The organism is Kosakonia quasisacchari, from assembly GCF_004331415.1.
GTDB lineage: Bacteria > Pseudomonadota > Gammaproteobacteria > Enterobacterales > Enterobacteriaceae > Kosakonia > Kosakonia quasisacchari.
On the sequence record NZ_SJOP01000002.1, the window covers coordinates 90,651 to 117,520 of the forward strand.

Here is a 26,870-nt window from a genome sequence, read left to right on the forward strand (position 1 = left end):
AGTAAATTTATCCACGGAAAATAACGCATTACGACGATATTATCTTTTATAGAAACAAGGTGGGTCATTTAAAAAATGTGAACGGCAGAACGTTTTTTCCCAAAACGACATTTTGTCCTCTGGAATGCGCTTTTATATGAAACCGCGGCACAATTTAAATTAAAGAATTTCCAATTAATGTCGTTATTACACCTAATTCAACCAGACGAGCGCTGCCATTATGACATGGAAAAATACCCAGGGCCGAATAGGCCTGTTGCTAATAAGCTTTTTCGTTATCTTATTGATAGTTACCTATATTGTTATCAAGCAATTCGTCTCCCCGCAGATTATTGAAACGGAGACCAAAAATATTCAGGCGACGGTTGAATTACAAAGTAACGCGATTAAAGAGCAGATGAACCGTGTTAAGGCTCAGCAACGCTCAATCACTGAACTGGTTGTCGGTCTGCAAAGTGAGCAAATCGACGGATTATTACCGCACATGGTTAACCAATACGGGGATTTAAACGTATTCGGTGGTGGGATTTGGCCTCTTCCAGGCCAGCGTGATCCGGCTCGGGACAAATTCAGTACCTTCTATGCTCGCGACGGAAGCGGCAATCTGCAAGTCAACACCGTATGGAACCAGCCGGAATCGGCAAAATACTGGGAACAACCCTGGTATAAAGACGGCATGAATGCGCCGAAAGGAGAGTGTGCGTGGGCAAAAGCGTATCAGGATGCGGCCAGCCCGCAGCCGCGAACGAACTGTGCAATGGCGATCTGGAAAGATGGCAAAGCCTGGGGCGTGGCGACCATCGACGTGACGCTGGGCTTCTTTAACCAGCTGGCTGTCGACATGGGCAAAGCGGTAAACGGCAGCGTACTGATTGTTGAAGCGGACGGTAAAATCGTCGGTAATGGCTCTTCCGTACAGGATAAACCCGCGCTCTCAAACGTCCGCGATCTCGGTATTCCGGCGGCAGCACCGTTAGTTAGCCTATTAGGCCAGGGTAAAGCAACGGAAGTGCGTGGGAGCTATGACGGTGAAGACGGCGCACATTCCCTGTTCGTTCTGCCTATCAGCGGCAGCCCGTGGTTCATGGCAGTTGATATTCCGAGCAGCCACCTGGTGAGTATGTCTAACGCTATTATGGCCAAGCTCACCATCGTTCAGGCGATTATCGGAATACTTATCGTCTTTATCATGATGATTATTGTGCGCAATATTTTCCATAATGTGACGTTGCTTAATCGTAATATTGAAGCGCTATCCAGCGGCGGTGCGGATTTAACGCAGCGTCTTGCGCAAAGTAAGAGTCCGGAATTTAATGCCATTATCAACAACTTCAATAAGTTTATTTCGTTCCTTAATGAGTTGATGCAGCAGGTAGGGAATAGCTCAATGGCGATCTCATCGGCTTCGCGCCAGATTGCCAGTGGTAACCTGAACCTCTCCTCGCGCACCGAAGATCAATCGGCCTCGATCGTGGAAACGGCAGCTTCCATGGAAGAACTGACCAGCACCGTGCGCCTTAACGCAGAGAACGCGTTGCAGGCGAACAAGCTGGCGGTAGAGGCTTCGGCGACGGCGAAACAAGGGGCCAGTGTGGTTAACAACGTTGTCTCCACGATGGATAACATCAATGCGTCCTCCTCTAAAGTGGTGGAAATCATCAGTGTGATTGACGGCATCGCTTTCCAAACCAACATCCTGGCGCTTAACGCAGCGGTGGAGGCGGCAAGGGCGGGTGAACACGGGCGTGGGTTCGCTGTGGTGGCCGGTGAGGTTCGTTCACTGGCGCAGCGCAGCGCCCGCTCAGCTCAGGAGATCAAAAAACTGATTGAAGAGTCGGTGAGCAGCATTGAGCAGGGCAGCGGACTGGTTCGTCAGGCGGGTACAACGATGGACGGCCTGATGGAAAAAGTTGAAAGCGTGGGTGTGCTGATCTCAGAAATCAGCTCTTCCAGCGATGAACAAAGTCGCGGGATTGCCCAGATCAACATCGCCATCAACCAGCTCGATAGCGCAACGCAGCAGAATGCGGCACTGGTGGAAGAGGTGGCGGCGGCCGCGCAGTCCATGGAAGAACAAACCGTCCAACTCGAAAACGTTGTTGGCAGCTTCAAGCTCTGACATACAAAATAGCCGACTCTGCAGAGTCGGCTTTCTTATATCTTGCGTCTGTCATTTATCCTTTCCGTCAATGCCCGCTTCGCATTTCCCGTGTGGTAAAAATCCATTCGCACTTAATTCTTATCACTCTGGTCTGTAACTGGGAGCCGCCCGTGCTTCTTCGTGGGTCTGCACTTTGCCACTGCGATGCTGGCGCTCTCCGGGCTTATCCAGTCCGGCGAAGGCGGGACGCCTCCCCACTTTTGCCGGGTTCCGGTTTTTTACTTGTGCATTTAGCGCAGGTCGCCGCTATGTTGATATGCGGTTTATGGCGTCAGCCGATAGTGCGACTGCACCAGACCCGAAGGGAAGCTGCGGCTCGATAACAGCGTCAAATCGATATCCTGAGTCAGCGTTCCGAACAGCGGCTTTCCCGAACCGAGCAGGACAGGAACGGTAGTGATAACGATATCAGCGACCAGCCCTTCGCGCAGGAACGACTGTATCAACTGCCCGCCATCAATATAGACGCGATGTGCGTTCTGTGCCGCCAGGTCATCAATCACCTCCTTTGGTGCGCGTCGGGAGAACTGCACTTTGCCCTTCAGCCTCTCGGGCACGGGGCTACCGGCCAGTTGCCGGGAGAGCACCAGCACGGGCCGGTCATAAGGCCATTCGTCAAAGGTCAGCACTTTTTCATAGCTCCCCCGGCCCATAACGATCCAATCTTTGTCCGCGATGAACGCCGCATAGCCGTGATCTTCTGTCGGGTCATCGCGCTGCAACAACCAGCCGATATCGCCATCCTGACGGGCGATGTAGCCATCAAGACTAACTGCAATAAAAACGTGTGTGGTGACCATCAGGTGCTCCGTATTCATGCCGCATGTATTAAGTTGAGTTTAGTGATTACCCATTTTGGCCAGATCCTTTTCAGCAAGAGCTGATGTCGGTGGTGCTGTGCTGTTCAGTACATCCACTTTTCCACAACGTCATCGCCCAAATGCTCGCGCAGCAGATCCTCGTTATCTTCCTCGCCGTGTGCTTCCAGCAAGCATTTGAACATCAGCACGTCAAGGTACTGGCCTACGTCGGTGAAGATCTGCGTCAGCATTGGCGAGCTGTCGTGATCGAAATACCACACTTCGCCGGTTTCCCGGTGAAAGCACCACAAATTGCCGTTACCCAGGTAGTCGCCAAAGGCGATCAACTGCTTGACCTGTGCCCATTGTGACGCTGCGTCTGGCGCACCTTCGAGAATGTCATGAATACCGGGATAAGCATCCAGCAGCGGCTCAATGCTGGCGTATTTCGCGGGCGTGACGCTGCACAACCTTTCGGCCAGCTCGAGTGTGCCGATCGTTTCATGGTAACGGCGCAGCAATGGCGGAAGGGCGCAGCCCAGGCGTTGTTCAAGGGCTTCAATCTCTTTGGGGTCAACCGGCGACACTGGTGCAGGGTTATTCCACTGTTCGCGCCAGGCCTGTGCGCAGTCGTGCCACCAGGTCAGCCGTGCTGTCTCGTCGGTAAATTCTGGCCACGCTAAAGGCGGGAGTTCGCTGCTATCTGGATTCATTTTCGTCCTTTCCTGCTTATCTACTTTGGCTGCTAACAGGATCGCTTACATTCGCCATGAGGGCCACTGCCATTAGTGATGGCTTTACGCTATGTTCTTCGCAACGTTAAGGTAATTGAAAATATCAACTGTGCTGAACGGGGAGCGCTATGCCGTCAATAAAGCTAATGGGAGATGGCTATGAGCCGCAGGTCTGGCAGGAAGGCGACCGGCTGACATATTCGCTGCCGGTCGATTCCGGGTTTCTCAGTTTTGATTTTAGTTTTGATATTTGCCGAAGCGATCTGGATGTCCTGCGTCGCAATGATTACCGACGCGCAGCGCTCGAAATCATTGCGCACACGCTACTGCAGTATTCCACGCTAAAGGGAAATGCCCGTTTCACGCAAAGCGATTTCGATAAGCTTATCGCGGATACGCTCCACTCAACGCACGATTTTCTCCAGACCTTCATTGCCCACATCAGTCGGGAACACAACATTGGGATTGAGCACTATATCAACGAAATCCTCTCCCGGCGCGCTGCTGCGGATTAAGGCTCCGGGCGCAACGTGAAGGAGTCGCATTCATCGTTTCTTCAAGCGCATTGGGCTTTTCCTTTTCCCCCCACCAAATCAGGTAGTTCGCTTCCGGTTTCCGGTGCCGGAGGCGTTATAGTGCTGTTTTATTGCAAAAATCGTCACGAGAACAAAGAAGGGACTCACATGTCGGGTAGCCAAAAATTCGTTTTACTCCTCCTTGCGTTGGCATTGTGCTTCGTGGTGGGGATTGGGCTTTACAGCTCGTGGCTTAACGCGGCGTTCGTCGCCGTGTTTATCTGCCTGATGCTACTCCTCACGCGTCCCTTGTTGATGCCTGCCGGGTATGGCGCGAACAAAATCCGCGCCCTGGTGCTGGTGCTTGGGTTGGGCATTATTGGCAGCGGGTCCAGCGCGTTAAATACGCTGTTGCCGACTATCTGGACGCTGCCAGTGCTGCAAAATGCCCCCGCGTGGCTGAAGAATATCCAGCTTATCAGCCAGCCTTCGCCGTGGCTCCTCGCCTCCGTTGTCATCATTGTTGGCATTGTGTTTTTTTGCCTGCGTGACCGAAGCGTTAGCGGCGGGCATCCGACGCCACTGAAAAAGGATTTCCCGGAAGATCGTTTTGCACGCAAGCTGGAGGTGTTCTGCAACATGCTGCAGCAGGATCTCACTTCGATTGACGAGAGCAGTAACTGGAGCCCTGAGTACTACACCGAACTGGAGGCCGAGGTTGAGATCCGCAAAGCGAAAGGTGTGACTTCCCGTAAAAAGATCCTTGGGCTGCAAGACGCGATCCGTAAAGACAGAACCTCGCGGTCGTTTTTGATTCTGGGCGCGCCCGGTTCCGGCAAGAGCGTGGCGTTGCGCAAGCTTGCCAAAGATATGTTGGCGGAGGTCAAAAAGACGCACCGCGTACCGATTTACGTCAATCTGCGCGAATGGGTTCCTACCAGCACTGTGGTTGGCGGTCGCAGCGAGTTCTCTGTTGAAGATCTCGAAGAGTTCGTCATTAAAAACCTCGTTCGTCGTGGTGACGCTTACACGCGAGATTTTGTTAATGACTACTTTCATGACCTGTGGCGTACCGGTCGCTTATTTTTTATCTTCGACTCGTTCGATGAGATCTCCGAATTGCTGGATGCCAGCGAAAGCTCGGCGGTCATCGATTCGCTGTCCACGGTTATCTCTCGCTTTATTACCTCGCACCCGGCGTCCCGGGGGGTTTTAGCCTCGCGCGTGTTCCGTCAGCCGACGCGCGCGTTTCTGGCGGAAAAAGTACTGGAGATCCGCCCGCTTTCCGAAGCCGGTATTTCAGAAGCGCTAAGTCGGTATCCGCAATTTAACGAGCAGGTGCGAAATACGTTATTCAGTCACCGTCTGGATCTGATCCCGCTGGTGCGCAACCCGTTTATGATGGCGCTACTTGGCGAATGGATCGCGGTTAACGAGACATTGCCGGTAAATCAGGCTGAGATTTATAAAAACTATATCGACAGCCGGGTGCAGCTCTGCGAACAGGAATTGCGCGATGCGGGGATCTCTTCCCGCGAGGTAATAGAGATTGCTACGGATATTGCGTGGTTTGTTTTTCGTTCCTCGAAGTTTGGCCTTGAAGCGCCAGTGAAGGTGATCCGTCGCTATTTCAATTCAGAGCACGTGGACACGGTGCTGGAACTACTGCGTTTTGCCCGCATTGCCAGAGTGACCCCTGGCGATGAGAAGTCATTTGCGTTTGTTCATCGACGCTTTCTGGAGTATTTCGTCACCACCCGCTTTTTGCAGCAGCCCGCAGAGGTACCGGATTCGCACATTCCTACAGATTCGCGTGGTCGCGATGCACTGGTGCTGTATGCCCAGTTGTGTAGCGAAGGCGAAGCGAAGCGGTTGGCGGATCTCTGTTGGCATGAGATCCAACACCATTTTGCAGATGCAGGTAAACGCATTCGCGCTATTCACTGCTTGCGCTTTTTGATTGACGCCTTTGGTTCCCGCCGCGAGGTGCTGCAACCGTTCGAAGAGGAACTCTCTGCCTTTGTGATACAGCACGTTAAAGCGGGTGATAACATCCTGCTGGCGAAAATTTGCCTGGAAGCCACCGGGTTGCTCTCTGAATCCCGCGCCGCGCCGGTTCTTGCCGCCGCGATTGCCGGTGAGGATGGCTGGTTACAGGAGACCGCGTTTCGCGCTTGTCGTCATCTGCCGAAAATGAATGCCGAACTGGAAGAGGGGATGAAGAAATATGTGCTGAATATTTCGGAAACCAACTTTTGGCGCGGGCGTAAGAATATCCTGCTTAGCTTGTCGTTATCCGATGCCTTAAGTGGCGTTTATCGCATTGCACGGATGCGCCTGTGGAGCATGAAAGCCGCACTCATCAGCACAGTGTTACTGGTCATCGCATTACCCTTTATCACCTTTTTTAGCGCAAGCTATGCGGCGGCGGTTACCGCGCCAATCTTACTGTTCGGCAAAGCGGGGCGCACGGCGCAAAAAGAGAAGGCAAAAAAAGCGGGTAGCGCAACGCCCGCTCCTCGCGCGGCGGTGCCATTTATTGATAAGGGCTTTTTATCCGGCACCCTTGTGCTGTTTCGCGTGATGAGTTTTGTCATCCTGGTGGTGACCAGTGTTGCCGGGCTGTTTTCCCCGGCACTGGCGTTGACGGCGATACCGTTTTACACCTATAGCGGATACGCCATTTACAACGGCTGGCTGGTCGCCGCAAATGTGGTGTTAGGTTTGATGTTGCTTGATTGGGTGGCAATTTGCCGGTTTGTACGCAGCAAAATTAATGACTTGCTGAACCCGAAAAAATGGCTGGCCGCGCTGTCGGTTCTTGTGGCATCTGCGGCGGGCGTGGGGATTGTTTTCAGCGCTATCCATTATGTCTCCCAATACCCGATGGCGGAGCCGGTCTTTAAAGCCACATTCTTATTGCTGCTCGCATTGCTGGTGGCATACGTGGCGTTCACCTTTATTCAATCTGTGCGCGGCGGGATTAAAGACGTGCGGATGCTGCGCAAATTAACCTTTGGCTTAACCATTAAGCGTGCACAAATCGCTATAATTCTTTCTGAATGCGTGTCGGATTATGGACGTTTGCGGTTTGTTCGTCGGCTTGAAAGCGAAGGGATCTCCGCCACTGGCGACTGGCCGGAAGGGTTCAAACTGGCGGTTGGTCTTGGTGAAGCTTACACGGCGCTGGCGCGTCTGGAAGAACGCTGGTTAAACCTCGACAGATAAGCAACGCGGTTGTGCAATGAACCGACTACTCTTGCGCAGGCGAGCGCAAACCCACGCGGTGAAGCGTGCAAGCAAATCGGGTAAAAACTAGCGTTGTGCGGTGGGGTCGATAGTCTGACTGATTTGTTGCGACTGGCTTTTATCCTGATGGTGGTACCAGGCGCCAATAGAGGAATAGACGAAGCGGCCGAAGAAAAAGATAAAGCTGATAAGAAGTACGATACGGGTCATGCGACTGTCAAATCGATGTCGTTTTCGCATACTGGTTGCCTGACTCACAATGGTTCCTTTAGGAATACCCGATCTACGGGCGACAGCGACATTAATGCACACTCTTTTAGTCAGGTCAATTAAGCCTGGCGCAAAATCACAATGATTAAACTATCACTCGGAGTTATATAAGATAAATTAAATATTTACGTGAGCAATGAAAAGTGGGCGATAATGCGCATAAAGCCGGGAATTAAAGTTAGCTGGCGAGTTTTTTTGATGCAAATCAATTAACAGATATTGTCCGGAATTAGAATTTCTGTTTGCTAACAAACTGGCACTTCACCGGTGCGCAGCACAGTCGGGTCGGATACCTGCCTGAAACACCCGCCAGGATCTGGGTTGGGTAACCGAGCATCTATGACACTTATTAAAAAATATCATCGCCTGAAAGATCAGTGGTGGGCTTTGCCGCTCATCACGCCTGTTGTTTTGTATCCACTGTTTAGTCTCGCTAATACATTTACCACCGTTTCTGGCCAGGCGGTCATTCTCTATTATCTGCCCATGGCGTTGCTGATAAGCCTGATGATGTTTTATGGCTTGGCGGCGCTACCGGGTATTGTGCTGGCGATGGTTTGCCATTATTGGCCCGCACCGCCGCTGGAAATGGTCAGTAAAGGCATGCATTTATTGCTCCCCATAATTCTTAGCTGGGCGGGTTACCGTATTTTTGTCACTCGCCGTCACCGGGTTGCTTACGGTACGGCGTTGCTGGTTTCCCAGCGCATCTTCTGGCAGGTGCTCTGTCCGGCGTCGATCTATCTGATTATTCTTGAGCTGGGTGTCTGGCTGAATCTTTATGATCGGGCGGTAAGCGAAAGCGGGGCGCTGGCATGGAATGTGCCGATGCTCATCAATTATCAGGCATTACTGGTTGGCACGATGACCGGGGTGCCGTTTAGTTATTTCCTGATCCGGGTGATTCGCCATCCGCGCTACGCGATTTCGTGGTTATCGCAAATGCGCCATGAGTTTGATCGCAAAGTCACGCGCGTTGAGATCGTGGCCTGGTTTGCCGTGGTGATTGGTATTTTGCTGCTGTTACTGATGCCGCTGAATAAAAACAGCTCCATTTTCAGCACCAACTACACGCTCTCACTTCTGTTGCCAGTGATGTTGTGGGGGTCGATGCGCTACGGTTATCGTTTTATGTCGCTGGTCTGGACACCGCTGCTGGTCATCTCCATTCACTATTTTTACCGTTATTTGCCGTGGTTTCCCGCTTACGACGTGCAACTGGCGATCGCCTCATCAAGTTACCTGGTGTTTTCCTTCATCATCCTCGCCATGGCGATGATGGCGACGCGCCAGAGGCTGGTGCATGATCGTGCCCGCCGTCTGGCATTTATTGACCCGGTAGCCAATATGCCCAACCTGCGCGCACTGGGTCGGGCTCTGGCAGATACGCCCTGGTCGGTGCTCTGTTTTCTGCGCGTGCCGGAGCTGGAACTGCTGGGACGCAACTATGGCGTGTTGCTGCGCATTCAGTACAAACAGCGTATGGCGGACTGGCTGAACCCGCTGCTGTCGGCGGAAGAGTGCGTGTATCAGCTCTCCGGCCACGACCTTGTGATCCGCCTTAATACGCAGTCGCACCAGACGCGCATTGAGGCGCTGGACGCGCGTATTAAGCAGTTCCGTTTTATCTGGGATGAGATGCCGCTGCAGCCGCAGGTGGGGCTGAGTTACTGTTACGTGCGCTCGCCGGTACAACATCTCTATTTACTGCTCGGTGAAATGAGCACTATTGCCGATCTGTCACTGGCGACCAACCACCCGGAGAATTTGCAAAACCGGGGCGCGGCTAATCTGCAACGCAGCCTGAAAAGCAAAGTGGATATGATGAATCGCCTGCAACTGGCGCTGGAAGAGAATCATTTTATTCTGATGGCGCAGCCGATTTGTGGCGTGCGCGGCGATGACTACTACGAGATCCTGCTGCGCATGCGTGAAGAGAACGGTGATCGCATCAGCCCGGATGCGTTTTTGCCTGTCGCATATGAGTTTGGCCTGTCGTCGCGCATCGATTTATGGGTGATCGAACATGTATTGATGTTTATGGCGCAAAATCGCGAAAAACTCCCCGGTCAGCGTTTCTCCATTAACCTCTCTCCTGCGTCGATTTGCCGCACACAGTTCTCGCAGGAAGTGCGGCGATTATTGCGAAAATACCGCATTGAAGCCTGGCAGTTGATTTTTGAGATCACCGAAAGCAACTCTATGACCAATCTTGAGCAGGCCAATCAGACGCTGGGGCAATTGCAACAGATGGGGTGCCGGGTGGCGATTGATGATTTTGGTACCGGTTATGCCAGCTATGCGCGGCTGAAAAACGTCAATGCCGATATCCTGAAAATCGATGGCAGTTTTATCCGCAATATTGTATCGAACAGCCTGGATTATCAGATTGTGGCGTCGATTTGCCATCTGGCGCGGATGAAAAAAATGCTGGTGGTGGCGGAGTATGTGGAAAGTGAAGAGATACGCAGCGCGGCAATCGCGCTGGGTATCGACTATTTGCAGGGATATTTGATTGGTAAGCCAGAGCCGCTGGAGACGCTGGTTAACGAGTAGCGAACGGGCGGCTCAGGCCGCCACTTCCGGAGAGTGCTCTTCTTCGATTTTCAGTCGCCAGCCGGCCACCGCTTCCCAGTATTCCTGCTCTTTTTCCAGATCCAGCAACACCAGTGCGTTCTGGCTAAACCAGTCGTGCGGGAAGCTGAGCGTCCAGTGGTTGGCATCGGTTGTCAGGCGCAATGTAGGCGGCGTAGTGGTTGCCTGGCGCTGGTTATTCAGCAATACGCCAAGGCGTAAGATCTGTACCAGCGGCAAATACTGTTTCTTTTTAAACAGTGTAAAACGCGGTAATTCATCAAGTTTAATAGCCTTACGGTGGTAGCGCACCAGCGTCGCCATCATCAGCTGTTGCTCCTGATTAAAACCGGGCAAGTCACTGTTTTGCAGAACGTACGCCGAATGGCGGTGCATCCCGCTGTGGTTAATATTTAGCCCTACTTCGTGGAGCATTGCCGCCCATTTCAACAACGCCGCCAGTTGTGGGTTAGCGAGTTTCGCGTTTTGCGTCAGCCACTGTTCGTAAATCTGGGTCGTGGTTTCCAGTACGCGCCGCGCCTGTTCACGGTCGATATTGTACTGGCTGGCAAGGCTTTGCGCGGTGCGGCTGCGAATGTCCTGATGGCGGAAACGGCCTTCCATCTCATACAGCACGCCTTCACGCAGTGCGCCATCGGAGAGGCGCAGCTCGCGGATCGCCAGCGCATCGAACACGCCGCAAAGAATAGCCAGCCCCGGAACAAACACCGCTTTACGCTCTTCGGAAAGCCCTGGCAGGCTCAGTTCGCTGAAGTTTTTATACTTCAGCACTTCGGTGACCAGTTTTTCCAGCCGTTCCGGGGTGATAAAGCCGTCTTTCTCGCCGGAGGCGATCAGCACTTCGTGGGCGGCTTTTATGCTGCCAGATGCGCCAAGTGCCACATTCCAGCCCTGAATACGGAACTGCCACGCCAGCGACTCCAGCTTCTGCGTTGCTGCCATACGCGCGCGGCGGAAGTTTTCGCCGTTAATCGTGCCGCCCATAAAGTACATCTGCGCAAAGCTCACGCAGCCCATACGGCGACTTTCCACCAACTTCGGTTCGAAATCTTCACCGATCACTAATTCGGTAGAACCGCCGCCAATATCGATCACCAGCTTGCGGCCTTTTTCCGGCTGCGTATGTTCCACGCCCATAAAAATCAGACGCGCTTCTTCATTGCCTGGAATGATTTCAATGGGGTACGGGATCACTTTTTCAGCGCGTTTAAGAAACTCTGTGGCATTCAACGCCTGGCGCAGCGTGTGCGTACCGACAATGCACACGCTTGCCGGATCAAAGCCCTGTAAGCGCTCGGCAAACAGCGACAGGCAAGCCAACCCGCGCTCCATTGCCTCTTCGCTCAGCATGTTATTGCTGTCCAGACCATCTGCCAGGTGTACGCGTTGTTTCAGGCGGCCGATGATCTGCATCGCGCCGTCGACCACACGCGCAATGACCATATGGAAACTGTTTGAACCCAGATCGACCGCGGCAAATTCCTCCGGTCGTGGCGTCTTTTCTTGTATCGGCATAGGTTAATCGGGCTGTTCGAGTGATTTGATGTAGTCGTAAATCGCCAGTTGCGCGCGCACTTTACGGCGGTTGCCGCGCGGAACATAGCGATTACTCAGTTCTTTATCGATATACCTGGCTTTCACGGTATCACTTAAAAGTAAATCAATGATATCCAGAACGCGCTGTTTAAGGCGCGGATCGAGCAGCGGTGCGGCCACTTCGATACGATAATCGATGTTACGTGTCATCCAGTCTGCGGAGGAGAGATAAACGCGTTTATCGCCGCCGTTCTCAAAAATATAGATGCGATCGTGCTCAAGATAACGGTCAACGATGCTGGTGACACGAATATTTTCGCTGATGCCTTCCAGTTGCGGAATAAGTGAACACATGCCGCGCACCAGCAGATTCACCGGCACGCCGGAACTGGAGGCGGTATACAGCCTGTCCACCAGCCCTTTATCGACCAGATTGTTTAGCTTCAGCGTAATGCCAGAAGGTTTACCTTCCTGCGCGTTCGCGATCTCCGCGTCGATCATATCGTACAGTAGGCGGCGCGAGTTCTGCGGCGACACCAGCAAGTAATCGAAACTCACCGGGCGGTAAGGGTTTTCAATAAAGTTGAATACCCGGCGCACTTCATTCGTGATGCGCGCGTCGGCGGTGATTAGCGAGTAGTCCGTGTAAAGCCGCGCGGTTTTCTCGTTAAAGTTGCCGGTACCGATGTGTGCATAGCGCACGATCTCTTCCCCTTCCATACGGGAAATGAGGAACAGTTTGGCGTGAATTTTCAAGCCCGGCGCGGAGAAGATCACCTGCACGCCCGCTTCCGTTAGCCGCTTCGCCCAGTGGATGTTGGCCTCTTCGTCGAAACGCGCCTGCAACTCCACCACCACGGTGACTTTTTTACCGTTGTGCGCCGCGTGGATCATCGAATCAATAATGCGCGAATCTTTCGCCACGCGGTAAATGTTGATTTTGATCGCCAGCACGCTCGGGTCGAACGACGCCTGGCGCAGCAGCTCCAGCACGTGTTCAAAGGTGTGGTACGGATAATAGAGCAGCACATCGCGTTCGCGAATGGCGTCAAAACCGTTGCGGAACTTATCAAACCCAATGTGGCGCAGACGCGGCATCGGTTTGTTGACCAGGTTGGCTTTGCCGACATTCGGAAAACCAATAAAGTCTTTGAAGTTGTGGTAGCGCCCGCCGGGAATAATGGAGTCATAGCGGGAGATGGTTAGTTTCTCGCGCAGCATCTCGACCATGGCGTCTGGCATATCGCGCTGATAAACAAAGCGCACCGGTTCGGCGGTCAGACGCTGTTTCAGGCTGGAGGACATCAGCTCCATCAGGCTCGACTCCATTTCGTGCACCAGGTCATATTCGGCGTCACGGGTCATTTTCATCGAGTAAGCGTTCAGCGCGTCATAATCGAAGAAGCCTTTAAAGATATCATCCAGGCAGTAGCGCAGAATGTTATCCAGCAGAATCATCGGCTTGCGGCGGCGCGGCGTTTCCGGCGGTAAATTAACAAAGCGCGGGACTTTATCTGACGGGATTTCCAGCAGCGCGTAACGGATTTCGTCGCCGCGAATAATCTCTACCGCCAGGTAGGTGTAATCGTCTTTTAAGAAGCGTACCAGGTTGGTTTCGCGGTTAATCAGTATCGGGGTAATGTGCTGGCGCAAATACTGTTTGAAGTAGTTGCGCAGCCAGCTCTGCTGGTTTTGCGAAAGCTGGCGTTCGTTAATCAGGAAAATTTGATTACGCGCCATCTCCAGCAGCAGATCGTTATACAGCCCGTCGAACTCTTGATCGGCCTTCAGGACGCGGGATTGGATCTTGCCCAGCAGATGACGTGAATTCGTGGCAACGCCTTGCTCTTCGCTAATGATTAAGCGGCGTTTCAGTTCAGCAAAACGAACTTTATAAAATTCGTCGAGGTTATTGGAATAGATCCCCAAAAAACGCATGCGTTCGATAAGCGGGTTACTTTTATCCCCGGCTTCCTGGAGAACACGTTCATTGAAGCACAACCAGCTTAGTTCTTTTTCGAGATATAACTTTTCCTGACCCATTCCTGTTTACACTCCAGTTCTTGCTCGGGACACGGCAAATCCTTCTCGCTCCACGGTGCCCTGACTTACAGATGAACGTTGCTGGCGTCCCTTCGTATGACACAACTTATTATGGCGAGCTTTGCTATCAGATGTCCAACTGTGCCAAAAAAGTATGACAGTAATCCGTTTTTCACATCTAAGATGATGGAAATAAAGTAACTTTTTCTTTTTGCGAGGGAAGAGGAAAGAAACCCTGCCGCGGCGTGCAGGGCGAAAAGCGATAAATGGCGGGAATTATTCGTCAGCCGCATAACCTTCGGGTGGTAAGCGCACACCATCCAGCCAGGCGCTGTTGTTGTCCATTTTCAGGCGACCGTCAACAAACCAGCTCACCACCAGCGGATAAATGGCATGCTCCTGCGACTGTACGCGTTCGGTGATCTCTTCTTCCGTATCCCCTTCGAACACCGGCACTTTGGCTTGCAAAATCACCGGGCCGCCGTCCAGCTCATCGGTAACAAAATGCACGCTGGTGCCGTGTTCTTCATCGCCGTTTTCCAGCACCTGACGATGCGTGTGCAGGCCGGGATATTTCGGCAACAGGGAAGGGTGGATATTCAGCAGACGCCCGGAATAATGCGCGACAAAAGCCGGGCTAAGAATACGCATATAACCCGCCAGCACCACCACATCCGGGGTGTAGGCGTCGATTTCCTGCATCAGTTCGCGATCAAACGCATCGCGGTTGGCGAACTGATCTGCGCTCAGTGCGTGGGCGGGAATATTGGCTTCTCGCGCACGTTCAAGGCCGAACGCATCGGCCTTATTACTGAATACTGCCCGCAGGGTGCCGTTGATTTTCTTCTGTTTGCAGGCGTCAATAATCGCCTGCAAATTGCTTCCGTTGCCGGAAATCAGCACCACGATGTTTTTCATTCAATAACCACGCGCTCACTGGAATCGGACGCTTTGATGATACCGATTTTCCACGCGTTTTCACCTTTTGCATTCAGCAGAGTGATGGCTTTATCGGCTTCAGCCGCAGGCAGCGCAATGACCATGCCGACACCGCAGTTAAAGGTGCGGTACATTTCATGACGGCTCACGTTACCGGCGCTTTGCAACCAGTTAAATACCGCCGGCCACTGCCAGGAGGATTCATCGATCACGGCCTGGGTGTTATCCGGCAATACGCGCGGAATGTTTTCCCAGAAACCGCCGCCGGTCAGGTGGGCGATGGCGTGGACATCCACGTTTTCAATGAGCTCCAGCACGGACTTCACATAAATGCGAGTCGGTTCCAGCAGGTGATCGGCCAGCGGTTTGCCTTCAAGTTGCGTGGTCAGCGGATCGGCACCGCTCACTTCAAGCACTTTACGCACCAATGAATAGCCGTTGGAGTGCGGGCCGCTGGACGCCAGAGCGACCAGCACGTCGCCGTCGGCCACTTTGGAGCCATCAATGATTTCTGATTTTTCTACCACACCGACGCAGAAACCGGCGACATCGTAATCTTCGCCGTGATACATGCCCGGCATTTCCGCCGTTTCGCCGCCAACCAGCGCACAGCCGGATTGCAGACAACCTTCGGCGATACCGTTGATAACGCTGGCGGCGGTATCGACATCCAACTTGCCAGTAGCGTAGTAATCGAGGAAGAACAGCGGCTCAGCGCCTTGTACCACCAGATCGTTAACGCACATTGCCACCAGGTCGATACCAATAGTGTCGTGACGTTTCAGATCCATCGCCAGGCGCAGTTTTGTGCCCACACCGTCAGTGCCGGAAACCAGTACTGGCTCACGATATTTTTGCGGCAATGCGCACAGCGCGCCGAAGCCGCCCAGACCGCCCATCACTTCCGGGCGACGGGTTTTCTTCACCACGCCTTTGATTCGGTCAACCAGAGCATTGCCCGCGTCGATATCAACACCGGCATCTTTATAGCTGAGAGAGGTTTTATCGGTCACTGCTTGAGTCCCCACGCGTTTACTTGCGGTAGAAATAAAATTCGGCGCAATTCTAACAGCCAAGGCAAACGTTTGCGAGTCCATTATTTAAGGGTGCGGCGGATTCTTGCGATATACTCATTTCCAGTCTGATTGATCGCGATCAAGCGCCTTCCTGTAGCGCAACGGAGAAAAAGCGGTATAATCCGGCGATTTTTTTGTGGCTGCCACCTGTCAGGGGAAAGGAGAAGAGTATGAAGGTCGTGGAAGTAAAACACCCACTCGTCAAACACAAGCTGGGCCTGATGCGAGAGAACGACATCAGCACCAAACGCTTTCGTGAACTCGCCTCAGAAGTGGGCAGCCTGCTGACCTATGAAGCAACGGCTGACCTCGAAACCGAAAAAGTGACCATCGAAGGCTGGAACGGCCCGGTACAGGTTGATCAAATTAAAGGTAAGAAAATCACCGTGGTGCCGATCCTGCGCGCAGGTCTCGGCATGATGGAAGGCGTACTGGAGCACGTACCGAGCGCGCGCATTAGTGTGGTGGGTATCTACCGTAACGAAGAGACGCTGGAGCCGGTACCGTACTTCCAGAAACTGGTGTCCAACATCGACGAGCGCATGGCGCTGGTTGTCGATCCGATGCTGGCGACCGGTGGTTCCATGATCGCTACCATCGACCTGCTGAAAAACGCCGGTTGCCACAGTATTAAAGTGCTGGTGCTGGTTGCTGCGCCGGAAGGCCTGGCGGCGCTGGAAAAAGCGCACCCGGACGTTGAGCTGTACACCGCGTCGATTGATAAGGGGCTGAATGAGCACGGATACATTATTCCGGGCCTCGGCGACGCCGGCGACAAAATCTTTGGTACGAAGTAACTGATAAGAAATCGAAAGCCGACTTTGATAGTCGGCTTTTTTTTGGAATTCATAACACTGCCCGCCATTTTGGACGGGGAGACAAACAACAACACTCAGAGGAAAACACTATGACGCGCCGTGCTATCGGGATAAGTGAAAGACCGCCACTTTTGCAGACGATCCCGCTTAGTTTACAGCATCTGTTCGCCATGTTCGGCGCAACGGTGCTGGTGCCAATCCTGTTCCACATCAACCCGGCCACTGTGCTGCTGTTCAATGGTGTTGGGACGCTGCTTTATATCTTTATTTGTAAAGGGAAAATCCCGGCTTATTTAGGTTCCAGCTTTGCGTTTATCTCCCCGGTACTGCTGTTGCTGCCGCTGGGCTACGAAGTGGCGCTCGGCGGGTTCATTATGTGCGGCGTGCTGTTTTGCATCGTCTCGTTGATTGTGAAAAAAGCGGGCACCGGCTGGCTGGATGTGATGTTCCCGCCTGCGGCGATGGGCGCAATCGTTGCCGTCATCGGTCTTGAACTGGCGGGCGTGGCGGCGAATATGGCCGGCCTGCTGCCGGCAGAAGGGCAGTCTGCGGATTCCAAAACCGTCATCATCTCACTGGTGACGCTGGGCGTGACGGTGTTTGGCTCGGTGCTGTTCCGTGGTTTTATGGCGATTATCCCAATCCTGATTGGTGTGCTGGCGGGCTACGCGCTCTCCTTCGTGATGGGCGTTGTCGATACCGCACCGATTGCGCAGGCGCACTGGTTTGCGCTGCCAACATTTTACACGCCGCGTTTTGAGTGGTTTGCCATTTTCACCATTCTGCCTGCGGCGCTGGTGGTGATTGCCGAGCACGTAGGACACCTGGTGGTAACGGCGAATATCGTCAAAAAAGACCTGATTCGCGATCCGGGCTTGCACCGCTCCATGTTCGCCAACGGCCTTTCGACCATTATCTCCGGTTTCTTCGGCTCAACGCCAAACACCACTTACGGTGAGAACATCGGCGTGATGGCGATTACCCGCGTATACAGCACCTGGGTGATTGGCGGTGCGGCAATCATCGCCATTCTGCTCTCCTGTGTGGGTAAGCTGGCGGCGGCTATCCAGATTATCCCGGTGCCGGTAATGGGCGGTGTTTCCCTGCTGCTGTACGGGGTAATCGGCGCTTCCGGTATCCGCGTGCTGATCGAATCCAAAGTGGATTACAGCAAAGCGCAAAACCTGATCCTGACCTCCGTAATCCTGATCATTGGTGTCAGCGGCGCGAAGGTGCACATTGGTGCCGCCGAGCTGAAAGGGATGGCGCTGGCGACGATCGTCGGGGTGGGTTTGAGCCTGATCTTCAAACTGATTAGCGTATTGCGCCCAGAAGAAGTGGTGCTGGATGCGCAAGAAGATGAAGCGGCGAAATCATAAAGATCGCACTGAATTGAACCGGGCCTCGCGCCCGGTTCAAACCTTGCAACATTTTGTGATAGACTCACTGCGTTTTTTGTAAGCCTTGTTGAGGTACTTCTGAACACGCCGGCACAGCTCTCCCTGCCATTGTATTTACCCGATGATGAAACCTTTGCAAGTTTCTGGCCGGGTGATAACCCCTCTTTACTGGCGGCACTGCAAAACGTTCTGCGCCAGGCGCATAGCGGATACATCTATTTCTGGTCGCGTGAAGGCGCGGGGCGCAGCCATTTGCTGCATGCGGCTTGTGCCGAGCTCTCCCAGCGCGGCGATGCCGTAGGTTATGTGCCGCTCGATAAGCGTACCTGGTTTGTACCGGAAGTGCTGGATGGGATGGAACAACTCTCGCTGGTGTGTATCGATAATATTGAATGCGTAGCCGGTGATGAGCCGTGGGAGATGGCGATATTCAATCTCTACAACCGCATTCTTGAACAGGGCAAAACCCGCTTGCTGATCACCGGCGACAGGCCGCCGCGCCAGCTCAAGCTTGGTCTGCCAGATCTGGCGTCAAGGCTGGATTGGGGGCAAATCTACAAGCTGCAACCGCTCTCTGACGAAGACAAACTGCAAGCCTTACAGCTGCGGGCGCGGATCCGTGGTTTTGAACTGCCGGAAGACGTGGGGCGGTTTTTGTTAAAGCGGCTGGACAGAGAAATGCGTACGCTGTTCGATACGCTGGATGAACTGGATCGCGCGTCGATCACCGCCCAGCGCAAGCTGACCATTCCGTTCGTCAAAGAGATCCTCAAACTCTGAACCCTCGCCAGACCGGCGAGGGTTTTTGCATGCTACAAAATCTCCAGCACCTGCTCCGGCGGGCGACCGATTCGTGCTTTGCCGTGGCTAACGACAATCGGGCGTTCAAGCAGTTTCGGGTTATCCACCAGCGCCTGCACCAGTTGCGCTTCCGTCAGTGCGCTATCGCTAAGCTGCAACTCTTTGTAGAGATCTTCTTTGCTGCGCATCAGCTCACGCGCGCTGGTCATGCCGAGCATTTTCAGCAGCTTTTGCACCGTCGCTACGTCCGGCGGTGTTTCCAGATAGAGCACCACTTCAGGCTCAACACCGTTCTCCTTCAACAGCGCCAGCGTTTCACGGCTCTTTGAACAGCGTGGGTTATGGTAAATCTTCACCGTCTCTGACATCTCTTCTCCTTATTACATTTTCTGGTACGGCTTAAACCGTTGCTGCAACTCGCGTAGCTGGTCAATTCGCGCATCGTAACGCGCTTGTTGCAAGCTGCCGAGTTTCACCTGCGAACTGGCGCTGCTCAGCAAGGTAATGGCCTGATCCAGCTTACCCACCAGCGCTAACCCTTCCGCACGCGCGGCCAGTTCCTGATCGCGGTTATTCAGCGCCGCTTCGGCCTGCGCCAGTAAATCCCAGCCGTTGACGTCATCTTTATAGGTAAAAGTGTAACGGTTAAGAATGCGCGCGGCTTCAGCGGGCTGGCCGCCTTCCAGGTAAGCGTTCGCCAGGTTGAGTTGCAGCACCGGGTTGGTTTTCAATTCACTGGCGGCATTGAGGCGTTTAATGGCATCCGCGCTTTTGTTCTGCCCTAAATCGATATCGGTCGCCAGATCGAGATACCAGGCGTTATTCGGGCTGGCGCTCAGCAGCGGCTGCAAGGTTTTGGCCGCCTCAGCGTAATTTTTCGCTTCCATCGCCTGTAACGCTCGACCATATTGCGCCGCACGTTGTTCACGCACATTGCCTTTCGACCAGCCATCCAACAGGTCGCTGGTGAGCTGATTACGCCCGGAGTTGTACATGCCCAGCGTTCTGGCTTTCGCCATATAAAAATCTTCGGACGACTGCACCACCACCGGTCGCATCTGGTTGGCGCGGTTGCGGGCATCTGACAAGCGGCTTTCCGGCAACGGGTGCGTCAGCAGAATTTCCGGTGGGCGCGTGGAGTAGCGCGACTGATCCAGCAGTTTTTCAAGGAATGTCGGCATCGCTTGTGGATCGAACCCGGCGCGTTGCAGCACCTGAATGCCAATGCGGTCCGCTTCCTGTTCATTCTGCTGGGTAAAGCTGATAAGCCCCTGTTGTGTGCCCGCCAGCGTGCCGGTGAGTGCGCCCATCCCGGCTTGCGGGTTAGCCATCGCCAGCAAAATGGAACCTAACACGCCCGCCCAGGTCAGCGGCGCGTTACGTTTTTGGTCTTCCATGGCCCGCGCCAGGTGGCGCTGGGTGACGTGGGAAATTTCGTGCGCCATCACCGAGGCCAGTTGGCTCTCGTTATCCGTATAGCGGAACAGTGCGGAGTGCAGCACCACATTGCCGCCAAAAAAGGCGAAAGCGTTGATCTCGTCGTTATTGACGAGATAGAAGTGGAAAGGGGTTTTGACCGAATCCGCGTGCGCCACCAGGCGCATGCCGAGCGAATTAATGTATTGCACCAGCAGCGGATCATTAATCAGCGGTGCGCTGCCGCGAAGCTGGCGAACGTAGTAGTCGCCCATCTGCATCTCCTGTCCAATGGAGAGCGTGCTTCCTGCCGAGGTGCCCATATCCGGCAACGTGCTGTCTATCGAATCCGCCCATGTCGGGGCGATGCTACCTGCACTGAGTGCGGCAATAAGGGTTGCGACCAGCGTTCGTTTCAACTGCCTGAACATAACCTCTTTCCTGTATTTGGAGTGACACACTATTGACCTGCTTTCGGCGGCTTCGTTCTGGCTCATCGGCCTTTGAGTGTAGCTGCCTGTATGGATGAAAACATTGTATTCAGTGGATTGCTATGTTTCCCGCAAAGGATACGAAAAGCGAAGTCTTTTTTGTGACATTTCGATACAATTCCACTCCTTACCCCCGGTCAAGAGGTTCATAAAGGAACGTTATGCTCGAAATGTTAATGCAGTGGTATCGCCGCCGCTTCAGCGATCCGGAGGCGATTGCGCTGCTGGTCATTCTGCTCGCGGGGTTCTGTATTCTCTTCTTCTTCAGCGGTCTTCTTGCGCCGCTGCTGGTGGCGCTGGTTATCGCTTACCTTCTTGAGTGGCCGACCGCACGTCTGCAACGTATTGGCTGTTCGCGCAGCTGGGCTGCCACGATAGTTCTGGTGTTGTTTGTCGGTATCCTGATGGTGATGGCGTTTGTGGTCATGCCGGTTGCCTGGCAGCAGGGGATTTACCTGATCCGCGATATGCCCGGCATGTTAAGCAAACTCTCTGATTTTGCTGCCACCTTGCCGCGCCGTTACCCGGCGTTAATGGACGCGGGGATCATCGATGCGATGGCGGAAAATATGCGCTCACGGATGCTGACGATGGGCGATTCCGTAGTGAAATACTCGCTCGCCTCGCTGGTCGGGCTGCTGACGCTGGCGGTGTATCTGGTGCTGGTGCCGCTGATGGTCTTCTTCCTGGTAAAAGATAAAGAGCAGATGCTCAACGCCGTGCGCCGCGTGTTGCCGCGTAACCGTGGGCTGGCGGGCCAGGTGTGGAAGGAGATGAACCAGCAGATCACCAACTATATCCGTGGCAAAGTGCTGGAGATGATTGTCGTCGGCGTCGCCACGTGGATTGGTTTTATCCTGTTTGGTCTCAACTACTCCTTGCTGCTGGCGGTGCTGGTTGGTTTCTCGGTGCTGATTCCCTATATTGGCGCGTTTGTCGTCACCATTCCGGTGGTTGGCGTGGCGCTGTTCCAGTTCGGGCTTGGCACCGAGTTCTGGAGCTGCTTTGCCGTCTATCTGATTATTCAGGGGCTGGACGGCAACTTGCTGGTGCCGGTGCTGTTCTCCGAAGCGGTTAACCTGCACCCGTTGGTGATCATTTTGTCGGTGATTATCTTCGGCGGCCTGTGGGGCTTCTGGGGCGTATTTTTCGCCATTCCGCTGGCGACGTTGATTCAGGCGGTGATCCACGCCTGGCCGGATTCGCCGCCGGTGACAGAAGAGTAACGTTGCCGGGCGGCAGCCAGCGTGCCGCCCGGCATTCTCCTCAATGCGTGTCGTTCTGATGGCGCAGATAGATAATCCAGTACGTCACCCCCACCAGCACGCCGCCACCAATAATATTGCCAATCGTCACCGGCAGCAGGTTATCGGTAATCATATTGCTGATGGTCAGTGCCGGGAAGTTATCCGGCGAGCTGTGTACCGCTGTCCAGAAACTCTGCGGCGAAAAGTCACGAATAATCACCGCCAGCGGCAGCAAAAACATGTTGGCGATACTGTGCTCAAAACCACTGGCGACAAACATGCCGATCGGCAGCAGCATTGCCATAATTTTGTCCGTCAACGTATGGCCGGAGTAACTCATCCACACCGCCAGGCAGACCATTAAATTGCACAGCGTGCCCAGGCACACCGCTTCAATAAATGTGTGATGCATTTTATGGTCAGCGGTTTGCAACACATTCAGCCCCCACAAGCCGTTGCTGTTCATGGCCTGGCCACCAAACCAAATCAATGCAACAAAAAACAGCGCGCCCACGAGATTGCCGAAATAGACGATCACCCAGTTGGTGAACAGTTGCCGCCAGCTAATCAACCCGCTGGCTTTTGCCATCACCGTCAGCACGGTTGAGGTAAAAAGATCCGCCCCGCAGACCACCACCAGAATCAGCCCGAGGGAAAAACAGACGCCGCCCGCCAGCTTAGCCAGCGCAGTCGCGGGCGCAGGCCCGGCGGTAACGGTGATGTAAAACACAAAAGCAATGGAGATAAATACGCCCGCAGTAACCGCGAGGAAAAACGACAGCTCTTTTCGTTTGCTGACTTTATACAATCCAGACTGCTCAGCGACTTTTGCCATTTCCGCAGGAAGTCGCAGGTCAAACGCGTTGCCGGTATCCATTTGATTCTCCTGATTCAATGCATAGTAGACACCTGCCGTCATATGCATAGCGCATACCAGCGATAAACCAGAGAGCGTTAGCGGGTTCACAGAATCTGAAGGGGGGCTACAGCACCTCTCGCACAGCGATACCGAGACGCTGCATTCGTGATAACAGCGTGGTGCGTTTCATGCCGAGTTTGGCGGCCGCGCCGCGTGGCCCGGCGACAATGCCGTTGGTTTCGCGCAGCACCTGAATAATCTGCTGGCGTTCCGCTTCGTCATTTTCCGGCGGTTCCGGGCGCATCATTTCCGCCACTTTGGGCAGCGTGAAGGGGAAAGGATCGTGGCTGACAGGCTGTACCATGCTGACCGGCTGCGCGTGTAGATGCAGGTTTAAGGTGTTATCACGCGCCAGCAGCACCGCGCGTTCAATCACGTTTTCCAGCTCGCGCACGTTACCCGGCCACTCGTAGCGCATCAGTTGCTGGAGAGTATCGGCAGGAATGGTATCAATGGTGCGATTGAGGCGGCGCGCCAGTTTTTGCGTGAAGTAGCGCGCCAGCAGCGGAATATCGTCCGGCCGCTCGCGCAACGGCGGCAACACCAGCGGAAAGACATTCAGGCGGTAAAACAGATCGTTACGGAATTCGCGGTCAATCACCATCTGGCGCAGATCGCGGTTGGTGGCGGCAATCACCCGCACGTTTACCGGAATGGTTTTCGTGCCGCCGATGCGTTCGATCTCGCGCTCCTGCAACACCCGCAGCAATTTGGGTTGTAGCTCAAGCGGCATATCACCAATTTCATCCAGGAACAGTGTGCCTTCATCGGCCATTTCAAAACGCCCACGATGGGCGTTGATCGCCCCGGTGAACGCGCCTTTATCGTGACCAAACAGCTCGCTTTCCAGCAGGCTGGCGGGAATGGCGGCACAGTTGATTTTCACCAGCGGTTTGTCTTTGCGCGGGCTCATCTGGTGCAGTGCGCGGGCGATGATCTCTTTACCGGTGCCGGTTTCCCCGAGGATCAGCACCGTGCTGTCGCTCAGTGCCACAATATTGACCTGCTGGAGCACCTCGCGCATGGCATCGCTCTGGTAAATGATGTCGCCAAAACTCTGGCTGGAGGCGATTTGCTCGTTCAGTTTGCGGTTTTCGCTGTTCAGATTCTCTTTTAGATGGATCACCTGCCGATAGGCGTCGGCATTATCGACGGCAATGCCAATTCTGTCGGCAATTTGCTGCAACAATCGACAGTTTTGCTCACTGAAAATCGAGGCGTCGCGGTGCGCCAGCAACAGCACGCCAGGCGCGTGATGGCTGAAGGTCAGCGGCAAAATAAACACCACGTTTAACTCCAGCATCAATAGCTGTTGCAATACCGGATCGCGCTGCCATAACGCTGCATCCTGCGCCTGGTGCAGCAGTGCGCCCTGATTTTCATTGAGCGCCGCCAGCACCACCGGGCTATCACTGCGCAGTGCGAAGCGCTCGGTTTCCGGTGGGCAACGGGGAAAGTGGGTGGCATGGCAAATGAGCTGGCGGGAGTGCAGCGTGTCGCGCAGAACGACACGAACATTATCGATGCCGAAAAAGCGGTGGATCTCCTGTGAAACATCAGCGATCAGATCGTCAAGGTCCAGATGCGAGAGCACCGAGTTGGTGATATCCACCAGCACCCGATCATGGTCGCGCTCTTCACGTAGCGTTTCGATCGACTCGCTCAACGCCATTTGAGAAAGTTGCGCTTCCAGCGCCTGGCTTGCCAGCCGCGCCAGCCAGCTAAACATCGTGTTGTCCTGCTCAGTGAACTGGCCGTTATCGGTGCGCACAAAACGCAGCTCCAGCACATCACTTTGCGCCAACAGCACAAGGTGCAACGAACTGTCGCTGACTTTTCCGCCGTATTCATGCTCGCTACTTTCGACGCTGCCATCATCAAAGCAGCGCCAGAAGTGGGCATTATTTAGACGTAATTCGATAAACTGGACGGGGCTGAAAGGGGGCGGTAAGGGGATAAACGCCCGCAATAACGAAGTGTGAGTATTCTGTTCCAGCAACTGCCGTAAGATCATGGATACATCGCCCTTAATGGTGAGCGTAAATAGTACATTACCCCTTATTTTTGTAGTGTTACAAGCTTCACGTATAAATCACTGGGGTGACATTTATATGATGAATTATTCAGCGCAGCAACCGCACCATCAGGTAGATCGCCGGTTCATGGGCCATATCCTGCAAATGTTGCAGTAACTGGCGGCTCCAGCTCCGCCAGGGCTCTTCCGCCGTTTTCGAAAGCTGCGCGAAGATCGGTGCCAGAGTATTCACGTGGCTGGCGTCGATGATTATCTCGCCAAACGTTAATAACCCCTGCATTTTGCGCCTGGCATCAGCGTCATCGATCAACGTTAGCCAATGCTGGTAATCATCAAGCGGGCATTCGAGCGCCACGTTGAGGCAGTCGATCACCCCAACGTGGTGACCAATTGCCAGCGAGTAATACATCACCTGGCGGCTTTTCTCTTCCAGCTCGACGCTGTTATCGACAAACTTTTGTCGCAGCATCCAGAACATCACTTTCGCTTGCTGCTCAGACATGGGCGCGCTCCAGCTCGTTCATCAGTTGTTGCACGATGGAAGTCAGGCGCGGGTCCGCCGCCTGTTGCAGCCAGTTATTCACCCGCAGCGTGGCCTGCGCGGGATCGCCTGCGGTTAGTAAAGCAAAGAGCTGGTCGGTGATCTCGCGTCCCTGGCGATAACCCGCCAGCTGGCGTGCCAGCCGTTCAAGCGTGACGCGTAATGCCAGCGGCAGCGTCGGCCAGCGCACGTTGGCGATTTCATCTGCCGCCTGTTGATGATCGACGGCGTGCAGTTTTTGCTCCAGCAAGCCAAGCGCCACCGCAAAACCGTGGATCGTCGCCGCAGGCGTCGGCGGGCAACCGGGGATCCATACATCAATTGGCACAATAGTGTCGCTGCCGCCCCACACGCAGTAGAGATCGTGGAAAATCCCGCCGCCGACGCCGCACGCGCCGTAGGAGATGGCGATTTTATGATCCGGTGCGGCTTCCCAGGCGCGCAGCGCGGGCATGCGCATGGCGCGCGTGACCGCGCCGGTAAACAACAAAATATCCGCGTGGCGCGGCGAGGCCACCACTTTGATACCAAAGCGTTCCGCGTCAAACAGCGGTGTTATCGCGGCAAAAATTTCGATTTCACACCCGTTGCAGCCGCCGCAATCGACGCGGTAAACGTAAGCAGAGCGCTGGATATCGCGCAGCAAGAGCTGCTTCATTTTCTGCGCGGATTCATCGAGCGGCACCGGCTGGCTGACATGCTGGTTCAGCACTTTCAGGTCGGAACTCATGCTTGCTCCTTAAGGTAATAATGCACGTTAACGCTGCCGCGATGCTCCAGCGCCGCGCGTCGGCGGCACGCCGGGCAGAGACAGGCTTGCGCCCGCAAATTCTCCAACTGGTGCGGTGCGTTTTGGTTCAGAGCCAGCAGTTCCACCGCCAGCGCCACCGATTTTTCTGGCGCAAACGGCACACCGCACTCGCTACAGTGCTGCAAGCGGAAGGTGGCGCGCACATAGAGATCGGCTTTGTTGGTGACAGCCAGTTCAAACTCTTCCGACAGACGAATGGCCCGCGTTGGGCACACCTCTTCGCAGCGCCCGCAGTAGATGCAGCGGCCAATGAACAGTTGCCAGACGCGGCTGTTCTCCCCGGCATCCGTTTCCAGCGTGAGCGCGTTCGCCGGGCAGGCGGTGGTACAGGCGCCGCAAGCGATGCATTGCTGCGGGTCCAGTTCCGGTTTTCCGCGAAACCCCGGACACACCTCCAGCGGCGCGAACGGGTATTTCACCGTTGGCTCGCCCGCTCTGAGAATGGTTTTCAACAATTTAAGCATCGTTTCTTT

The 26,870-nt window shown here is 54.2% G+C and carries 22 protein-coding genes; 8 read left to right on the top strand and 14 right to left on the bottom strand.

Annotated elements, in window-relative coordinates:
- Nucleotides 1-220: 220 nt before the first annotated feature.
- On the top strand, nt 221-2,119 hold the full coding sequence (locus E0L21_RS02580) for a methyl-accepting chemotaxis protein (RefSeq protein ID WP_131406513.1): 1,899 nt from the start codon (nt 221-223) through the stop codon (nt 2,117-2,119).
- A 305-nt stretch (nt 2,120-2,424) separates the two neighbouring features.
- Here E0L21_RS02580 and E0L21_RS02585 read toward each other — a convergent pair whose 3' ends face one another.
- Both E0L21_RS02585 and E0L21_RS02590 read right to left on the bottom strand, forming a co-directional pair.
- Nucleotides 2,425-2,961, bottom strand: coding sequence for a dihydrofolate reductase family protein (locus E0L21_RS02585; protein ID WP_131406515.1), 537 nt, complete (start codon nt 2,959-2,961; stop codon nt 2,425-2,427).
- Nucleotides 2,962-3,065: 104 nt separating this feature from the next.
- Entirely contained in the window at nt 3,066-3,674 is a 609-nt protein-coding gene (locus E0L21_RS02590; RefSeq protein ID WP_131406517.1) for an SMI1/KNR4 family protein, read from the bottom strand.
- Nucleotides 3,675-3,823: 149 nt separating this feature from the next.
- On the opposite strand from E0L21_RS02590, the gene E0L21_RS02595 reads away from it, so the two are divergent.
- On the top strand, nt 3,824-4,210 hold the full coding sequence (locus E0L21_RS02595) for a hypothetical protein (protein ID WP_131406519.1): 387 nt from the start codon (nt 3,824-3,826) through the stop codon (nt 4,208-4,210).
- A 168-nt stretch (nt 4,211-4,378) separates the two neighbouring features.
- Nucleotides 4,379-7,438, top strand: coding sequence for an NACHT domain-containing protein (locus E0L21_RS02600; RefSeq protein ID WP_131406521.1), 3,060 nt, complete (start codon nt 4,379-4,381; stop codon nt 7,436-7,438).
- Between the two features lie 87 nt (nt 7,439-7,525).
- On the opposite strand, the gene E0L21_RS02605 is transcribed toward E0L21_RS02600, so the two are convergent.
- On the bottom strand, nt 7,526-7,717 hold the full coding sequence (locus E0L21_RS02605) for a YfgG family protein (protein WP_071908227.1): 192 nt from the start codon (nt 7,715-7,717) through the stop codon (nt 7,526-7,528).
- A gap of 351 nt (nt 7,718-8,068) precedes the next feature.
- Between E0L21_RS02605 and E0L21_RS02610 the strand changes: the two genes are divergently transcribed.
- Nucleotides 8,069-10,285 carry a sensor domain-containing phosphodiesterase gene (locus E0L21_RS02610; protein ID WP_131406522.1) on the top strand — a complete coding sequence of 739 codons (2,217 nt, stop codon included), beginning with the start codon at nt 8,069-8,071 and terminating at the stop codon, nt 10,283-10,285.
- A 12-nt stretch (nt 10,286-10,297) separates the two neighbouring features.
- On the opposite strand, the gene ppx is transcribed toward E0L21_RS02610, so the two are convergent.
- The 4 genes from ppx to purM all read right to left on the bottom strand — a co-directional run bounded on the left by ppx (nt 10,298) and on the right by purM (nt 15,855).
- Entirely contained in the window at nt 10,298-11,839 is a 1,542-nt protein-coding gene (gene ppx / locus E0L21_RS02615; RefSeq protein WP_131406524.1) for an exopolyphosphatase, read from the bottom strand.
- Nucleotides 11,840-11,842: 3 nt separating this feature from the next.
- On the bottom strand, nt 11,843-13,903 hold the full coding sequence (gene ppk1, locus E0L21_RS02620; protein WP_131406526.1) for a polyphosphate kinase 1: 2,061 nt from the start codon (nt 13,901-13,903) through the stop codon (nt 11,843-11,845).
- A 276-nt stretch (nt 13,904-14,179) separates the two neighbouring features.
- Entirely contained in the window at nt 14,180-14,821 is a 642-nt protein-coding gene (gene purN / locus E0L21_RS02625) for a phosphoribosylglycinamide formyltransferase (protein ID WP_131406528.1), read from the bottom strand.
- A complete protein-coding gene (purM, locus tag E0L21_RS02630; protein WP_131406530.1) occupies nt 14,818-15,855 on the bottom strand; it encodes a phosphoribosylformylglycinamidine cyclo-ligase in 1,038 nt (345 codons plus the stop codon). The genes purN and purM overlap by 4 nt, the downstream gene beginning before the upstream one ends.
- 233 nt (nt 15,856-16,088) lie before the next feature.
- Here purM and upp point away from each other — a divergent pair, with 233 nt between their 5' ends.
- From upp to E0L21_RS02645, 3 genes are all read left to right on the top strand, one after another.
- Nucleotides 16,089-16,715: a uracil phosphoribosyltransferase gene (gene upp / locus E0L21_RS02635; protein ID WP_131406531.1), complete on the top strand. Its 627-nt coding sequence runs from the start codon at nt 16,089-16,091 to the stop codon at nt 16,713-16,715.
- Between the two features lie 110 nt (nt 16,716-16,825).
- The gene (uraA, locus tag E0L21_RS02640) at nt 16,826-18,115 is read left to right on the top strand and encodes a uracil permease (protein WP_131406533.1); all 1,290 of its coding nucleotides are present in this window, start codon (nt 16,826-16,828) and stop codon (nt 18,113-18,115) included.
- Nucleotides 18,116-18,214: 99 nt separating this feature from the next.
- The gene (locus E0L21_RS02645; RefSeq protein WP_131406535.1) at nt 18,215-18,916 is read left to right on the top strand and encodes a DnaA inactivator Hda; all 702 of its coding nucleotides are present in this window, start codon (nt 18,215-18,217) and stop codon (nt 18,914-18,916) included.
- Between the two features lie 32 nt (nt 18,917-18,948).
- Here the strand turns inward: E0L21_RS02645 and arsC are convergent, their stop codons facing one another.
- Both arsC and bepA read right to left on the bottom strand, forming a co-directional pair.
- A complete protein-coding gene (gene arsC / locus E0L21_RS02650; RefSeq protein WP_131406537.1) occupies nt 18,949-19,305 on the bottom strand; it encodes an arsenate reductase (glutaredoxin) in 357 nt (118 codons plus the stop codon).
- Nucleotides 19,306-19,317: 12 nt separating this feature from the next.
- Nucleotides 19,318-20,784, bottom strand: a complete 1,467-nt coding sequence (bepA, locus tag E0L21_RS02655) for a beta-barrel assembly-enhancing protease (protein WP_131406539.1) — start codon at nt 20,782-20,784, stop codon at nt 19,318-19,320.
- Nucleotides 20,785-21,005: 221 nt separating this feature from the next.
- Here bepA and E0L21_RS02660 point away from each other — a divergent pair, with 221 nt between their 5' ends.
- On the top strand, nt 21,006-22,070 hold the full coding sequence (locus tag E0L21_RS02660; protein ID WP_131406540.1) for an AI-2E family transporter: 1,065 nt from the start codon (nt 21,006-21,008) through the stop codon (nt 22,068-22,070).
- Between the two features lie 40 nt (nt 22,071-22,110).
- On the opposite strand, the gene focA is transcribed toward E0L21_RS02660, so the two are convergent.
- The 5 genes from focA to hyfH form a co-directional block, all read right to left on the bottom strand.
- Entirely contained in the window at nt 22,111-22,968 is an 858-nt protein-coding gene (gene focA, locus E0L21_RS02665; RefSeq protein ID WP_131406541.1) for a formate transporter FocA, read from the bottom strand.
- 106 nt (nt 22,969-23,074) lie between these two features.
- Nucleotides 23,075-25,024: a sigma 54-interacting transcriptional regulator gene (locus E0L21_RS02670; protein WP_131406542.1), complete on the bottom strand. Its 1,950-nt coding sequence runs from the start codon at nt 25,022-25,024 to the stop codon at nt 23,075-23,077.
- A gap of 109 nt (nt 25,025-25,133) precedes the next feature.
- Nucleotides 25,134-25,547, bottom strand: a complete 414-nt coding sequence (locus E0L21_RS02675; protein ID WP_131406543.1) for a formate hydrogenlyase maturation HycH family protein — start codon at nt 25,545-25,547, stop codon at nt 25,134-25,136.
- Complete coding sequence (locus E0L21_RS02680) at nt 25,540-26,316, bottom strand: NADH-quinone oxidoreductase subunit B family protein (protein WP_131406544.1); 777 nt, start codon at nt 26,314-26,316, stop codon at nt 25,540-25,542. Before E0L21_RS02680 ends, E0L21_RS02675 begins: the two co-directional genes overlap by 8 nt.
- Entirely contained in the window at nt 26,313-26,861 is a 549-nt protein-coding gene (gene hyfH / locus E0L21_RS02685) for a hydrogenase 4 subunit H (RefSeq protein WP_131406546.1), read from the bottom strand. The genes E0L21_RS02680 and hyfH overlap by 4 nt, the downstream gene beginning before the upstream one ends.
- Nucleotides 26,862-26,870 lie beyond the last annotated feature (9 nt).

What these genes read in the sequence shown, in the direction of transcription:
- E0L21_RS02670 (WP_131406542.1), bottom strand. Translation starts at nt 25,024, where the DNA reads ATGATCTTACGGCAGTTGCTGGAACAGAATACTCACACTTCGTTATTG.
- E0L21_RS02595 (WP_131406519.1), top strand. Translation starts at nt 3,824, where the DNA reads ATGCCGTCAATAAAGCTAATGGGAGATGGCTATGAGCCGCAGGTCTGG.
- E0L21_RS02660 (WP_131406540.1), top strand. Translation starts at nt 21,006, where the DNA reads ATGCTCGAAATGTTAATGCAGTGGTATCGCCGCCGCTTCAGCGATCCG.
- E0L21_RS02585 (WP_131406515.1), bottom strand. Translation starts at nt 2,961, where the DNA reads ATGGTCACCACACACGTTTTTATTGCAGTTAGTCTTGATGGCTACATC.
- E0L21_RS02675 (WP_131406543.1), bottom strand. Translation starts at nt 25,547, where the DNA reads ATGTCTGAGCAGCAAGCGAAAGTGATGTTCTGGATGCTGCGACAAAAG.
- hyfH (WP_131406546.1), bottom strand. Translation starts at nt 26,861, where the DNA reads ATGCTTAAATTGTTGAAAACCATTCTCAGAGCGGGCGAGCCAACGGTG.
- E0L21_RS02590 (WP_131406517.1), bottom strand. Translation starts at nt 3,674, where the DNA reads ATGAATCCAGATAGCAGCGAACTCCCGCCTTTAGCGTGGCCAGAATTT.
- E0L21_RS02600 (WP_131406521.1), top strand. Translation starts at nt 4,379, where the DNA reads ATGTCGGGTAGCCAAAAATTCGTTTTACTCCTCCTTGCGTTGGCATTG.
- ppx (WP_131406524.1), bottom strand. Translation starts at nt 11,839, where the DNA reads ATGCCGATACAAGAAAAGACGCCACGACCGGAGGAATTTGCCGCGGTC.
- uraA (WP_131406533.1), top strand. Translation starts at nt 16,826, where the DNA reads ATGACGCGCCGTGCTATCGGGATAAGTGAAAGACCGCCACTTTTGCAG.
- E0L21_RS02580 (WP_131406513.1), top strand. Translation starts at nt 221, where the DNA reads ATGACATGGAAAAATACCCAGGGCCGAATAGGCCTGTTGCTAATAAGC.
- ppk1 (WP_131406526.1), bottom strand. Translation starts at nt 13,903, where the DNA reads ATGGGTCAGGAAAAGTTATATCTCGAAAAAGAACTAAGCTGGTTGTGC.
- upp (WP_131406531.1), top strand. Translation starts at nt 16,089, where the DNA reads ATGAAGGTCGTGGAAGTAAAACACCCACTCGTCAAACACAAGCTGGGC.
- E0L21_RS02680 (WP_131406544.1), bottom strand. Translation starts at nt 26,316, where the DNA reads ATGAGTTCCGACCTGAAAGTGCTGAACCAGCATGTCAGCCAGCCGGTG.
- arsC (WP_131406537.1), bottom strand. Translation starts at nt 19,305, where the DNA reads ATGTCAGAGACGGTGAAGATTTACCATAACCCACGCTGTTCAAAGAGC.
- bepA (WP_131406539.1), bottom strand. Translation starts at nt 20,784, where the DNA reads ATGTTCAGGCAGTTGAAACGAACGCTGGTCGCAACCCTTATTGCCGCA.
- focA (WP_131406541.1), bottom strand. Translation starts at nt 22,968, where the DNA reads ATGGATACCGGCAACGCGTTTGACCTGCGACTTCCTGCGGAAATGGCA.
- purN (WP_131406528.1), bottom strand. Translation starts at nt 14,821, where the DNA reads ATGAAAAACATCGTGGTGCTGATTTCCGGCAACGGAAGCAATTTGCAG.
- E0L21_RS02610 (WP_131406522.1), top strand. Translation starts at nt 8,069, where the DNA reads ATGACACTTATTAAAAAATATCATCGCCTGAAAGATCAGTGGTGGGCT.